This window comes from Halobaculum sp. P14 (genome assembly GCF_051195155.1).
GTDB lineage: Archaea > Halobacteriota > Halobacteria > Halobacteriales > Haloferacaceae > JBNTKA01.
This window is the reverse complement of the sequence record NZ_JBNTKB010000003.1, coordinates 174,445-187,042: the sequence shown is the minus strand read 5'-3', so window position 1 is coordinate 187,042 and position 12,598 is coordinate 174,445. Positions and strand designations below refer to the sequence as shown.

At 70.1% G+C, this 12,598-nt stretch carries 12 protein-coding genes and 1 pseudogene; 6 read left to right on the top strand and 7 right to left on the bottom strand.

The features are described 5' to 3' along the window. The first annotated feature begins 29 nt into the window (after positions 1 to 29). The 4 genes and pseudogenes from ACQUS7_RS07935 (at position 30) to ACQUS7_RS07920 (ending at position 5,218) form a co-directional block, all read left to right on the top strand. Complete coding sequence (locus ACQUS7_RS07935) at positions 30 to 1,385, top strand: glycerate kinase type-2 family protein (RefSeq protein ID WP_435146400.1); 1,356 nt, start codon at positions 30 to 32, stop codon at positions 1,383 to 1,385. 48 nt (positions 1,386 to 1,433) lie between these two features. Further along, positions 1,434 to 1,886 (top strand): annotated as a pseudogene (locus ACQUS7_RS07930) (bifunctional nuclease family protein); the annotation flags it as partial. A 217-nt stretch (positions 1,887 to 2,103) separates the two neighbouring features. Beyond that, positions 2,104 to 2,592, top strand: a complete 489-nt coding sequence (locus tag ACQUS7_RS07925) for an acyl-CoA thioesterase (RefSeq protein ID WP_435125807.1) — start codon at positions 2,104 to 2,106, stop codon at positions 2,590 to 2,592. A gap of 184 nt (positions 2,593 to 2,776) precedes the next feature. Next, positions 2,777 to 5,218: a methyl-accepting chemotaxis protein gene (locus ACQUS7_RS07920; RefSeq protein WP_435146168.1), complete on the top strand. Its 2,442-nt coding sequence runs from the start codon at positions 2,777 to 2,779 to the stop codon at positions 5,216 to 5,218. A gap of 115 nt (positions 5,219 to 5,333) precedes the next feature. On the opposite strand, the gene ACQUS7_RS07915 is transcribed toward ACQUS7_RS07920, so the two are convergent. Both ACQUS7_RS07915 and ACQUS7_RS07910 read right to left on the bottom strand, forming a co-directional pair. Further along, positions 5,334 to 5,765, bottom strand: coding sequence for a DUF6653 family protein (locus tag ACQUS7_RS07915; RefSeq protein ID WP_435146166.1), 432 nt, complete (start codon positions 5,763 to 5,765; stop codon positions 5,334 to 5,336). A gap of 93 nt (positions 5,766 to 5,858) precedes the next feature. Beyond that, positions 5,859 to 6,923: a S1C family serine protease gene (locus tag ACQUS7_RS07910; protein ID WP_435146164.1), complete on the bottom strand. Its 1,065-nt coding sequence runs from the start codon at positions 6,921 to 6,923 to the stop codon at positions 5,859 to 5,861. 120 nt (positions 6,924 to 7,043) lie between these two features. Here ACQUS7_RS07910 and ACQUS7_RS07905 point away from each other — a divergent pair, with 120 nt between their 5' ends. Further along, positions 7,044 to 7,496, top strand: a complete 453-nt coding sequence (locus ACQUS7_RS07905) for a hypothetical protein (protein ID WP_435146162.1) — start codon at positions 7,044 to 7,046, stop codon at positions 7,494 to 7,496. 63 nt (positions 7,497 to 7,559) lie between these two features. Beyond that, positions 7,560 to 7,694 carry a DUF7128 family protein gene (locus tag ACQUS7_RS07900; protein ID WP_435125797.1) on the top strand — a complete coding sequence of 45 codons (135 nt, stop codon included), beginning with the start codon at positions 7,560 to 7,562 and terminating at the stop codon, positions 7,692 to 7,694. 106 nt (positions 7,695 to 7,800) lie between these two features. On the opposite strand, the gene ACQUS7_RS07895 is transcribed toward ACQUS7_RS07900, so the two are convergent. The 5 genes from ACQUS7_RS07895 to ACQUS7_RS07875 all read right to left on the bottom strand — a co-directional run bounded on the left by ACQUS7_RS07895 (position 7,801) and on the right by ACQUS7_RS07875 (position 12,417). Beyond that, entirely contained in the window at positions 7,801 to 8,229 is a 429-nt protein-coding gene (locus tag ACQUS7_RS07895; protein WP_435125795.1) for a universal stress protein, read from the bottom strand. A gap of 435 nt (positions 8,230 to 8,664) precedes the next feature. Beyond that, positions 8,665 to 8,982, bottom strand: coding sequence for an RPA12/RPB9/RPC11 RNA polymerase family protein (locus ACQUS7_RS07890; protein ID WP_435125792.1), 318 nt, complete (start codon positions 8,980 to 8,982; stop codon positions 8,665 to 8,667). Between the two features lie 156 nt (positions 8,983 to 9,138). Beyond that, positions 9,139 to 10,209 (bottom strand): ABC transporter permease subunit, encoded by a 1,071-nt coding sequence (locus tag ACQUS7_RS07885; RefSeq protein WP_435146159.1) that lies wholly within the window; start codon positions 10,207 to 10,209, stop codon positions 9,139 to 9,141. Next, positions 10,206 to 11,147 carry a carbohydrate ABC transporter permease gene (locus ACQUS7_RS07880; RefSeq protein WP_435125786.1) on the bottom strand — a complete coding sequence of 314 codons (942 nt, stop codon included), beginning with the start codon at positions 11,145 to 11,147 and terminating at the stop codon, positions 10,206 to 10,208. Before ACQUS7_RS07880 ends, ACQUS7_RS07885 begins: the two co-directional genes overlap by 4 nt. Positions 11,148 to 11,151: 4 nt before the next feature. After that, positions 11,152 to 12,417, bottom strand: a complete 1,266-nt coding sequence (locus tag ACQUS7_RS07875; RefSeq protein WP_435146156.1) for an extracellular solute-binding protein — start codon at positions 12,415 to 12,417, stop codon at positions 11,152 to 11,154. Positions 12,418 to 12,598 lie beyond the last annotated feature (181 nt).

The window sequence follows — 12,598 nt, the reverse complement described above, 5'->3', positions numbered from 1 at the left end:
TCCGCCGCGCGCCCGCAGCGACGGCCGTGATTCGGAACCGCGATTCGCTCGGCGGCACCGACGCCCGCGAACTGGCGCTGGCGTGCGTCGACGCCGCGGTCCGCGCGGCCCGCCCCGGACGCGCCGTCGAGCGAGCCGTCTCGGTCGACGGCGACGCGCTCCGCGTCGACGGCGCGACCTACGACCTCGGCGCGTTCGACGACGTCGTCATCGTCGGCGGCGGAAAGGCCGCGGCGGGGCTGACGCGGGCGCTCGTCGACGCCCTCGACGGCCGCGTCGCCGACGGCGTCGTAGTCGTCCCCGCGGACGAAGCGGGGCGGGCGGGGCCGGTGGAGTTGGCGCCCGGCGGTCATCCGACGCCGACGGCGGCCGGCGTCGGCGCGACCGAGCGCGCGCTCGACGTGCTCCGCGCGGCGGACGACCGGACGCTTGTGCTGGCGCCGATTACGGGCGGCGGCAGCGCGCTGCTGGAAGCCCCCGCGGCCGGCCTCGGTCTCGATGCGGTGACGGACGTCACGCGCGCGCTGCTCGACGCGGGCGCCCCTATCGGCGACGTGAACGCGGTCCGGCGGCACCTCTCCGCGGTGAAGGGCGGCCGGGCCGCCGCCGCAGCGGCGCCGGCGGCGGTCGTCGGGCTGCTCGTCAGCGACGTCGTCGGCGACGACCCGGCGGTCGTCGCGAGCGGCCCGACCGTCCCCGACGGCTCGGCGCCCGCCGACGCTGTCGACGCGCTCGACCGGCACGGCGTCGACGCGCCGGCGGTCAGGCGTCACCTCCGGGACGCGCAGCCGCCGCCGAGCGCCGACGGCAGCGCGTTCGACCGGGTACGGAACGTCGTCGTCGCGGACGCGGGGACGGCGCTCGCCGCCGCGGCTGAAACAGCGCGGAGCCGCGGCGCAGACGCCCGAATCGTCTCCGAACGAGTCGTCGGCGAGGCGAGCAGGCGGGGACGCGAGGGAGCGGCGCTCGCCCGGTCGGTCGCCGCCTGCGGCGACGCCGCCGACGGCGGAGCGACCGTGCTGCTCACGGGCGGCGAAACCACCGTGACCGTCACCGGCGACGGCCGCGGCGGCCCGAACACCGAGTACGCGCTGGCCGCCGCACGCGACCTGGCGGGCGCGGACCCGGACCGGGACGGTGACGTCGGCGCGCGAATCGCGGTCGCCGCGGTCGACACGGACGGCCGGGACGGCTCGACCGACGCCGCGGGCGCAGTCGTCGACGGCGACACGCTCAGCGGCGTCGGGGCGGCTGCGGCGGACGCGGCGCTCGCGGACAGCGACTCGCTGTCGCTGCTCGAATCGGTCGGCGGCGCGGTCGTCCGGACGGGCGCGACCGGGACGAACGTGAACGACCTCCGCGTCCACGTCGTCGCGCCGCCGTAGCGCCGCCCAGCGCGCCAACTATTCGTACCGTCGCGACAAACACCGAGTATGAACCACGAGGCCGAGGTCGTCGGCATCGGAGTCGGAGCGGGTCCCCGCGGTGACGACGTCCCCGTCGTGCTGCTGCGGGCGCGCGACGAGTACCTCCCGATCTTCGTCACGCCCGACCAGGCGCGGTCGATTCGGCAGGCGCTGGAGGGCGACCAGTTCGACCGGCCGCTGACCCACGACCTGCTCGTCGAGGTCGTGACGGAGTTCGGCGGCGCGCTCGACGCCGTCCGCATCGACGACCTCGCCGACGGCACCTTCTACGGGAAACTGGACGCGGAGCGCTACGAGGACGGCGAGCCGGACCCGTTCGTCTTCGACGTCCGGCCGAGCGACGCCATCGCCATCGCGACCCGCGTCGAGTGCCCGATTCTCGTCGCCGACGAGGTGCTCGACGACGCCGCGCGCCCCGCGGACGCCATCGAACTCGACGGCCCGGACGCGCCCGACGGCCCGAGCCGCCTCGGCGAACCCGACGACGTCGACCGCGGACTCGGCCGGGACGTCGACGCCGACGTTGACCGCGAACGCGACCCGGACGACGCCGATGACGGCGGGAACGGCGGAGACGGTGGAGACGACGACCTGGGCGACGACTACTGGTGACGGCGGGCGGGCGAGTCGAGGCGGATTGCCGGGGTTGAAATCGGTGGCGACAGAACGGTGCCGCATGAGCGAGGCGGCCACGGTTTCGCTGTCGGAGTCGTACACCGAGATGACCGAGTTGCTGCTGCCGAACGATACGAACTTCCTCGGGCGGGCGCTCGGCGGCGCGGTGCTCCACTGGATGGACATCTGCGGCGCCATCTCCGCGATGCGGTTTTCGAGCAAGCAGTGCGTCACGGCGTCGATGGACCACGTCGACTTCATCGCCCCCATCGACCTCGGCGAGGTCGCCGTCATCGAGGGGTACGCGTTCAACACGGGGCGGACCAGCATCGACGTGAAAGTCGACGTCCGCGCGGAGGACCCGCTGAGCGGCGACGAGCGGCAGACCACGTCGTCGTTTTTCACGTTCGTCGCGCTCGACGACGAGGGCACGCCGACGCCGGTGCCGGACATCGAGTGTCCGTCGCCCGAGGAGGAGGCGCTGCGGCAGGAGGCGGTCGAGGCGCGGCGCGAACAGCTCCGGGACATCTCCGACCGGCTCGACGAATAGCCGGACGGACGGGCGCCTTCACGCCGCAAGAGTCTGTGGTGGTGGTTCGGTATTAAGCGACGATAATGTGAGTCCCTGTCACTTTGTTTGTTCCCGATAGGAGCGGGGAAACCGAAACGCGCGTAGGTTTCGGTACTGAGAATCGGGGAGTAGCACGTAAACCACCGAAGGAGAATCAGCAGCCATGCGAATCGCTCCCGACATCATTCGGCGGACGTACTTGCGGAAGTTCGCGGTTCTCACGGTGGTCGCGCTGGTCGCGGTCGCGGGTGCCGGCTTCGTTCTGCAGTCGAACGTCGACCAAGAGCTGCGCCACGACGTGAACAACCAGATGCAGTCGTCGGTGATGCAGTCCGCCGACACGCTGAGCAAGTGGCTGGACTCACAGAAACAGACGACGAGGTTCCTCTCGGAGCTCGCCGCCGAACGCAACGGTAGCGAGGTCCAGTCGCTGCTGTCGGCGGAGTCGAAGCGGCTCCCCGCGAGCGTCGACGCGGTTCACTACGTCGACGTCGACTCGAAGGAGGTGCTCGCGAGCACGACGGCGGGCGCAGCCGGGAAGCAACTCGACTACCTCACGTGGGAGAACACGGAGTCGGAAACCGGACCGGCCGGTCTCCAGACGGCTCCGACCGACGGCGCCATCGTCTCCAAGTCGTTCATGCACAACGGCGCCCAGCGCATCGCCTTCGCCAGCAAGGTGCCCGGAACGAACGAGGCCGTCGTCGTCTCGTACAACGCCATCGAGGCCGGCATCATGCTCCGCGGCTCGGACGGCCACAGCAGTTTCGTCGTCGACTCGACCGGCGGCAACGTCCACCTCGCCGCGGACTCCTCGCTCATCGGCGACCCCTACCAGAAGGGGAAGGACTCCTACGCGGTCAACGCGGGCGGCGCCGGGAGCGTCGGCGTTCACGAGACGAAGTCGACGGGGAACGTCATGGCGTACGCCCCGGTCTCCGGCACCGACTGGGTCGTCGTCGAGACGCGGCCCACCGAGTCGGCGTACGCGCTCAGCGACACGGTGACGCAGGGCTTCCTGATTCTGACGGGAATCGCGCTCGGCGGCTTCCTGCTCGTCGGCGCGACGATGGGGCGGACGACGGCGCGGACGCTCCGGCGGCTCCGTGACCGCGCGACGGCGCTCGCGAACGGCGAAACCGACGACGTCGCCGGCGGCGAGACGGGCCGCATCGACGAGGTCGGGCAGGTCCAGACGGCGTTCGGCGACGTCGCCTCGTACCTCTCGACGGCGTCCGCGCAGGCCGACGCCGTCGCGAACAACGACTTCGACGCGGACGTGCTCGACGAGGACGTCCCGGGTCGGCTCGGCGCGTCGCTCGCGTCGATGCGGGCGGACCTGTCGTCGCTCATCGCGGAGATGGAGGAGACCAACGAGACGCTGCAGCGCGACGCCGAGTCGTTCGACCGGGCGATGCAGCGCGCCGCAGACGGCGACCTCACCGTCCGGATGGGCGGCGCGGACCACGAGACGATGACTGACGTCGCCGACGCCTTCGACGAGATGCTCACGGAGCTGGAAGCGACGGTCGGCCACGTCGACCGCGTCGCCGAGGAGGTCGCGGAGGCCAGCGTCGAAGCCGAACAGGGCGTCGCCGAGGTCGAACGCGCCGGCGAGGAGGTCGCCTCCTCGACGGAGGAGATTTCGGCGGGCGCCGGCTCCCAGTCCGAGCGGCTCACCGAGGTCAACAACGAGATGTCGGAGCTGTCGGCGGCCGTCGAGGAGGTCGCCGCGACCGCCGACGAGGTCGCCTCGCTGTCCGAGAGCGCCGCCGAGACCGGCGTCGAGGGGGAAGAACTCGCCGACCAGGCGCTCGACGAGATGAGCGAAATCGAGGACGCGGCGGTCGACACCGTCGAAACCGTCGACAGCCTCGACTCGCAGATCGCAGAAATCGGCGAGATCGTCGACCTCATCGACGGCATCGCCGAGCAGACCAACACGCTGGCGCTGAACGCCTCCATCGAGGCGGCCCGCGCCGGCGCCGAGGGCGACGGCTTCGCGGTCGTCGCCGAGGAGGTGAAGTCGCTCGCGACGGAGACCCGCGAGGCGACTCAGCGCATCGCCGACCTCATCGAGCGCGTCGAGGCGTCCAGCGACGAGGCCGTCGACGACATCGAGGGGATGCGTTCGAGAATCGAGGACGGCGCCGAAACCGTCGAAACCGGGCTCGGCGCCCTGTCGAACGTCGTCGAGCGCGTCGAGGAGGCGAACGACGGCGTGCAGTCCATCAGCACCGCCGCCGACGACCAGGCGGCCTCGACCGAGGAGGTCGTCACGATGACCGAGGAGGTCGCGACGGTGAGCGAGGAGACCGCCTCCGAGGCGCAGACCGTCTCCGCGGCCGCCGAAGAGCAGGCCGCCTCGCTGAGTCAGGTGAGCGAGGAGGTCGACCGGGTCGCCCGGCGCGCCGGCGCGCTCCGCGAACTCACCCGGCAGTTCGAGGCTGACGCCGCCGGCGCCGACGACATCGACGACCTCGTCGACGGCGACATCGACGGCGGCGCGGACGTGCCGGACGGAACCGGCGAAACCGCCTTCGACTTCGACGGCGACACCTCCGCCGCGGCGACCGACGGCGGCGCAGACGACCGCGGCCGGTAACCGACGCGGACGCGGCCGAAACCGCGGCCGACGCTGACCGCGGCCGGAACTGCGGCCGCGACCGCGACGACGACCCGGATTTTCGCGGACCGACGAACCGCTGCGCTCCGAGCGGTCAGTGTTCCGCGTCGTAGCGGCGGACGAGTTCGGCGACGTACCAGAACTTCAGCAGCATCGACGCGGCGCCGGCGGCGGCCGCCCGAATCGGCCGGCGTCGGGCGGCGGCGACGAGCGCGTAGCCGGACGCCGGGACGTTCAGGAGGTTCAGGACGTTCGGGTAGGAGGCGTCGAACAGGCCGGCGTCCGACTCCGCCGTCCACCAGCGCTCGGCGAGCACCACGCGCGTCATCCACGCGTCGTCCGTCTCGGGCGGCGAGAACAGGAACGGGTTCAGCAGCGTGAACGCGACCGCGGCGACCGCCAGCCGCCAGCGCTGCCGATACACGGCGTACAGCAGCACCGGCAGCACGAGCACCCGGCTCCAGCCGCTCTTCGGGTTCGCGTGCCGCTGCCAGAACGTCTCCTCCAGGTCGGCGAGCGTGCGCACGAGCGGCGGCTTCGCCGGCCAGCACAATAGTCGTTCGTCACGGCGCGCCGGCAGGACCGTCGGCTGCGACGGTCGCGTCGGGGGCGTCTGCGGTCAGGGTTCCGGGCGGGCACCGAGCGTCAGGTCGACCGTCGTGGCGGCGTCGCTGCGGCGGACGCGGACCGGAATCGTCTCGCCCGGCGACGTGCGGAGCGCGAGGACGTTCGAGAGGTCCGCCTGCGTCTCCACGTCGCGGCCGGCCATGCCGACGATGACGTCGCCGCCGGTCGGGACGCGGACGCCGTCGACGACGTCGGTGCCGTCGCTGCCGCGGAGGACGCCGGCGGACGGGCCGCCGTCTGCGACCTGCGTGACGACGACGCCGCCGACGTCTTCGAGTCCGTAGGCGGCCGCGACGGTCGGCGACACCTCCAGCAGCCGGACGCCCATGTAGGAGTGGTCGTAGTCGCCGTCGGCGGCGAGCGCCGGGACGACGCGCTTGGCGAGCGCCGCGGAGATGGCGAACCCGATGTTCTCGCCGCCGGCGGAGTTGACGACACCGGCGACGCTGCCGGCCATGGTGACGAGCGGCCCGCCGCTGTTCCCGGGGTTGAGCGCGGCGTCCGTCTGCACCGCGTCGGCGATCTGGAAGTCGTTCGGGCCGGGGAGCAGGCGGTCGACGCCGCTGATGACGCCCGAAGACGCCGAGCCGTCGTAGCCGTACGGCGTCCCGATGGCGAGCACGTCGGTGCCGACGGGCGGCTCCGGGGACGTGTCGACCCAGCCGAGCGGCGTCGCGGACGCGGGGCGGTCCGCCGGCGAGAGCACCGCGAGGTCGCTGTAGGCGTCGGTGCCGACGACGTCGGCGTCGCGCCACACGTTCCCGTGGAACCGGAGTTTCACGCGGCTGGCGCCCGCGACGACGTGCTGGTTCGTGACGACGCCGTCGTCGGTGACGAACCCGGAGCCGTTGGCGAGCGGCCCGGAGTCGTCGTACACGCGGACGCCGACGACGGACGGGACGACGCGGTCGTACACGGCCGCGGTCGCCGAGTCGTCGACGTCTGCGCCGCTGACCGGGGCGCCTGAGCCGGTTCGGCCGCCGATTCGCACGCATCCCGCCGCGCCGGCGGCGCCGGCCGCGCCGACGGCCGCGAGGAACTCGCGTCTGGAAGGCATACCCGTCGGTTCGCCGCGCCGTGGTTAACTCCGGCGCTCGCGGCCGCGGCCGTCGGCGGGGGCGCGTCGCCCGCCTGCGGACCCGGCAGGCCTTTGGCCGGCGGGCGGCTAGCCGCGGCCATGAGTCTCGACGTCGCGCCGCCGGACCCGCCGACGCTGAACACGGTCGACCCCAGCGAGTACGACGACACCGAGGTCGGCGGCGACGAGTACCACCGCGCCGACCTCGAGGAGTTCCTCCGCGACGGCGCGTGGGAAGAGGCGTTCGAGCAGTGGGCCGCCACCGCCGCCGTCGACGAGACGGAGTGGCGAATCGTCGAGGACCTCGGGCTCGTCGAGCGGTTCGACTTCTTCTGGGACGACTTCGCGGACCGCGTCGGCTACCACGCGCCCGGCATCCCGGAGGACTGGAAGGAGCGCGACCTCCACCCGGACCTGGAGCGGTGGTCGCAGGTGTCCGCCATCAACGCCGGCCTCACCGAGTTCGGCCAGGAGGTCTGTGAGGTGCTGAAAGCCGACTACGTCGACTGGGAGAGCGAGTTCGAAGCGCCCGACGACCTCCCCGACTTCTGAGGTGACTCGGCGGCGCCGAGAACCGCCGGTACCGATTTACCGCCACGGCACACAGTGGCACGCATGGTCTCGGAGACGGAGCGCGACGACATGACCTGGTACCAGTGTGACGCCTGCGGCCTGCTGTTCGACGACCGAACCGACGCGAAACAGCACGAGGAGAACTGCGACGCCGAGGACCCCTCCTACCTGCAGTAGCGCCGGCGAACCGGATGCGGCGACGTTGTCGGCCGCCGCGGACCGACGGCAGTAGTCGCCGTTTCGAGTTCGGCACCTGACTCCGACTGCGCGCTCGCACCGACCGTCACGCCTCGTCGCCGTGCCGCACCGTCAACACCGGCGCGTCCGCGGTTCTGACGACGCGTTCGGTGACGCTGCCGAGCAGGAAGCGGTTCAGGCCCTCGCGGCCGTGCGTCGCCATCACGACCAGGTCGATTCCGAACTCGTCGACGTAGTCGACGATGGTCCGGTACGGGTCGCCCTGCAGGACCTCGGTGACGACGTCGACGCCGGCGGCGACGTCGTCCGCGACGTCGTCCGTGACCCGTTCGCCCTCCTCGACCAGTACGTCGACGGCGCCCTCCGGCCCGGTCATGACGCTGTCGAGGTTCGTGTCCGCCACGTACAGCACGTGGACGGTCGCGTCGAACGCCTCCGCCAGCCGGTTCGCGTGCGGAATCGCCGCGTCCACGCCGGTGCTCCCGTCGGCCGGCAGCAGGATGTCGTCGTACACGCCGACACCATCGACGGGGGGCGGCCTGTGTTTTTCGGCCGGCGGAGCGCACCGCAGTCAGAACCGATAGGCGAAGCGGGCAGACGGGCGGACAGAGCGGACGGCACGGCGGGCCACGGAAGCGACGTCGTCGCGCGAGCGGAACAGGAGCGCGAGCGGAACAGGAGCGCGAGCGGAACAGGAGCGCGAGCGGAACAGGAGCGCGAGCGGAACAGGAGCGCGAGCGGAACAGGAGCGCGAGCGGAACAGGAGCGCGAGCGGAACAGGAGCGCGAGCGGAACAGAAGGCCCTGTTGAAACCCTCAAAAGTGATACAAACTTCGTGCTGAGTACGGAGGTTCGACGCACCACAGCGGCTTCCTCCCTTCCGTGCCGGAGATGTTGAACAGGTCGCTGAGTCGGTGAATCAACTGTTTCGGGTTCGCTGGATGCGCCGTCAGGACTCGCGCCACTTGTGGCCGCACTCGACGCAGGTGAACAGCCGGACTTCGTAGGAGCCGCCCGGCTTCGGCAGCATCTCGTAGTCGGCCCGGTCGCTGTCGCAGTCGTCCGCCGGACAGGGCTCCTGTACGGTCTCGGTGGACCCCTGGGTCGCGTCGGCCACGGCGGGTGCCCCGTCGTCCCGCTGTCCGTCCAGGGTCGTCATCGACGCTTCTGCGTGTGAGTCCCGCGGCTCCTCGTGCTCACAGGAGCGGCACACCCACGTGTCGCCCTCCGTGTGCATCACCGAACCACACTCGTCGCAGAACTGCATACGAAATGGGAACACGCGGTGGTCGGATATATGTGTTAACTTCCGATTCGTCGCGGATTTCGGGCAGCGCTCGTGCAGACTGCTGTCGGAGGGTATCGGAACGGCAGTGAACGGCGGCGAGAAGAAGTGACACGGAGGACGTGAGTCCGGGCGCGCCTAGCCTTCCATTCCACCGAAGGAGAGCCCTTCTTCGATGTAGCGCTGGGCGAACAGGTACACCAGCATGATCGGGAGCGCGAACGTCAGCGCGAACGCCGCGAACCGGGCCCACGGGATGGAGTACCGGCCGACGATGCCGAACAGCCCGACGGGCAGCGTGTACTTGTCCGTCGACAGCAGCAGTTGGGCGACGATGAACTCCGTCCAGCCGGTGAGGAACGTGAAGATGAACACGGTCGCGAGCCCCGGCTTCGACAGCGGGAGGATGACCTCCCAGACGACGCGCCACGACGGCGCGCCGTCCATCAGGGCGGCCTCCTCGTACGACGTCGGAATGTTGTCCATGTACGTCTTGAGCAGCCACGTGTTGAACGGGACCGCCGTCGCGGCGTAGTACGCGGCCAGCGCGAGCTTGTTGTTCGTCAGGCCGAACTGGACGAACAGGGCGTACAGCGCGATGAGCGCCGCGATGCCGAGTCCGCCGCCGACCTGCGTGAACAGGACGTAGCCGTACAGGATTTTCGACCGCATGATGAACTGGCGGCGCGAGAGCGCGTACGCCGCCGGGACGACGACGCACATCGCCAGAATCACGGTCGGAATCGCGACCGTCATGCTGTTCCAGAGGAACAGCGGGAACTGCGAGCAGCCGGTGTCGAACTGTGCGCAGTTCACGGCGGACGACACGGCCGGCGTCGTCACCGTGACGCGGTAGCCGAGCGCGCCGACGCCGACCTGGAACGACGGAATCTCGAAGCCGCCGATGACCCACCGGTAGGCGTCGAGCGACGGGTCGGTCGGGACGAGCGTGAATCCGTCCGTGGAGAACAGCGAGGAGTCGCCGGGGTTCAGCGACGCCAGGAACACCCAGTACAGCGGGAACAGCAGGGCGCTCACGACGCCGAGCGCGCCGGCAGTGGCGACGACGCGGCGGAGCAGTTCGCCGGGCGACACCTCGCCGGTCGCGAGGCCGACGGCGACGTAGCGGAGTTCGCGGGCCGCGCGGCCGGGGGCGGTGGCGACGCGGCGCAGGTCGGCGACGACGCGGCCGGTGATGCCGCCGCTCATGCGTCGTCCACCCCCTCAGCGAGCCGGCCCTTCCAGACGTTCAGGAACATGAACGCACCGATGAACAGCAGCGTGACGACCATGATGGCGGCGCCCTTCCCCCACTTGTCGAACCGGAACGCCTCTTTGTAGCCGTACACGAGCAGCAGCTGGTTGGTGCGTCCGGGGCCGCCGTCGTTGAACACGAACGGGATGAGGAACTGCTGGAACGACGCGGCCGCGGTCAGGATGGACGCGAACAGCACGGGCCGCTTGATGGCCGGCAGCGTCACGTGCACGAACCGGTGGAGGTAGCCGGCGCCGTCGACTTTCGCGGCGTCGTGCAGCTCCTCGGGGACGCCCTGGAGCGCGCTCACGATGATGATGACCATGAACGGGTACGCCAGCCACACCTCGGTGACGACGTAGGCGGCGAAGGCGGTCCACTCGCCGGAGAGCCAGCCGACGGCGCCGAAGCCGGCGGCGGCGAGCACCTGGTTCGCGAGCCCGAAGTTCGCGGAGCTGAAGATGCCCTGCCAGATGGTGATGGTGAAGATGGCGGGCAGCCCCATCGGGACGATGATGAGCGACCGGTAGACGCGGCGGCCGACGACGAACCGGCTCGTCAGGACGAGCGCGACGCCGATCGCGAGCCCGATCTTGGAGGTGACGCTGACCGCGACGAACAGCCACGTCTTCCCCATCGAGTACCAGAACAGCGGGTCGCCGAGCACTTCGGCGTAGTTCTGGAGGCCGACGAACTGCATGTTGCCGGCGAAAATCGTCGTCGGCCCGGCGTTCGTGAACGACAGGTACACCGAGTACGCGATGGGGTAAAACAGGAACGCGGCGAACAGGAACAGCCCCGGCAGGACGAGCAGCAGCGGCAGGTCGTCCTTGTCGAAGACGTCCCCGGCGAGGGTTTCGAGCCGTTCGACCGCAGAGAGCCCAGTGGTCATGGCCTTACTCCCAGGCGGAGGTGATCTGCTCGGTCGCGGTTTCGAGCGCCGGCTTCACGTCCTTGTTGCCGGTCATGATGCTCTGAATCGCGCTCTTGACCGGGTCCCAGACGTCGGCCATCTTCGGCGCCGTCGGCGTCGGCGTCCCCTGCTGGACGGCCTTCGAGTAGCCCTTGACGGTCGCCGGCAGGTCGTCGGAGCCGGTGAGCGACGTGTGAACCGGGACGTAGCCGTGGTCGTTCGCAAGCCCCTTCAGGACGGACGTGTTCGTCGTGTACCACTGCGCGAAGTCGCGGGCGGCGGTGGCGGCTTCGGGGTCGCTGCCCATCCGCGTAGTGAAGTACAGCATCTTCACGCCGGTGAACGGCGCGGGCGCGTCGCCGCCGACCGTCGGGAAGCCGTCGACGCCGACGGGGACGTTCCCCTTGACGGTGCCGACGAACCACGGACCGTTGATTGCGAACGGGGCGTTGCCGTCGGCGAACGCGGCGGCCTGCGCGTTGTACTTGACGGAGTCGGGCGAGTACTTGTAGAGGCGGTCGCGGATGAGCTTGAACGCCTCGACGGTGCTGTCGTTCGTCAGGCCGAGTTCGTCGTTCTCCTCGTCGTAGTAGAAGCCGCCGAGCGCGTGCACCCACGCCGAGCAGAAGTAGGGGTTCATCGGGTAGGAGAGCCCGTACTTCCCGTTCGCCGGGTCGTGATGGTCTTTCATGACCTGCTCCATCTCGTCGAGCGTCTTCGGCGCGCCGTCGACGAGGTCGGTGTTGTAGACGAGCCCGACGGTTTCGGCGGCGTACGGCAGCCCGTACAGCCCGCCCTTGTACTTCACCGCGTCGACGGCGGTGCCGGTGTACTCCTCGGAGGGCGTGATGTCGAGCGAGCCGGACTGGTCGCTGAGGAAGCCGTTCTCGGAGTAGCGGCCGACCCAGTCGTGCGCCCAGTCGAACGTGTGCGGGCCGTTGCCGGCCGGAATGGTCGCGGTCGTCTTCTTTTCGAGGTCGGAGATCTTCGACAGCGCCACCGTGTTCGGCGACGACTCCTCGTACGTGGCGACGTTCGACTTCAGGGTCTCCTGCGGCCCTTCCGAGCGCGCGTGCCACAGCGACGCCTTCGCCCCGGTGTCGGTCGGGGTCGACGAGTCGCCGGCGTCGTCGCTCGACCCGGTGGGCGTCTGGTCGCCGCCGGAGCTGACGTTGACACAGCCAGCGAGCGTTCCAACCGCGGCGATACTGCCGATCTGCTTCACGACTTGTCTGCGGTCATGCACCATCGTCGTAATCTATTACGAGATATTTCCTTACCTATTTAATAGTTAGGGATGTTCGTGACGTTTCTCGTCGACGGAACGACCGAAATCGAACGTTTTCGGGGCTCGAGCCGTCTAATACCGCCGAAATACCGCGGCGAAAATTTGCTATGAAATTTCGCCTCACAGATTCGTCAGAAGGAGA

Excerpts from the sequence above, each read along its gene's own strand:
- ACQUS7_RS07900 (WP_435125797.1), top strand. The coding sequence starts at position 7,560 with ATGGTCTCGGAGACGGAGCGCGACGACATGACCTGGTACCAGTGTGAC.
- ACQUS7_RS07920 (WP_435146168.1), top strand. The coding sequence starts at position 2,777 with ATGCGAATCGCTCCCGACATCATTCGGCGGACGTACTTGCGGAAGTTC.
- ACQUS7_RS07875 (WP_435146156.1), bottom strand. The coding sequence starts at position 12,417 with ATGGTGCATGACCGCAGACAAGTCGTGAAGCAGATCGGCAGTATCGCC.
- ACQUS7_RS07905 (WP_435146162.1), top strand. The coding sequence starts at position 7,044 with ATGAGTCTCGACGTCGCGCCGCCGGACCCGCCGACGCTGAACACGGTC.
- ACQUS7_RS07890 (WP_435125792.1), bottom strand. The coding sequence starts at position 8,982 with ATGCAGTTCTGCGACGAGTGTGGTTCGGTGATGCACACGGAGGGCGAC.
- ACQUS7_RS07885 (WP_435146159.1), bottom strand. The coding sequence starts at position 10,209 with ATGAGCGGCGGCATCACCGGCCGCGTCGTCGCCGACCTGCGCCGCGTC.
- ACQUS7_RS07880 (WP_435125786.1), bottom strand. The coding sequence starts at position 11,147 with ATGACCACTGGGCTCTCTGCGGTCGAACGGCTCGAAACCCTCGCCGGG.
- ACQUS7_RS07925 (WP_435125807.1), top strand. The coding sequence starts at position 2,104 with ATGAGCGAGGCGGCCACGGTTTCGCTGTCGGAGTCGTACACCGAGATG.
- ACQUS7_RS07910 (WP_435146164.1), bottom strand. The coding sequence starts at position 6,923 with ATGCCTTCCAGACGCGAGTTCCTCGCGGCCGTCGGCGCGGCCGGCGCC.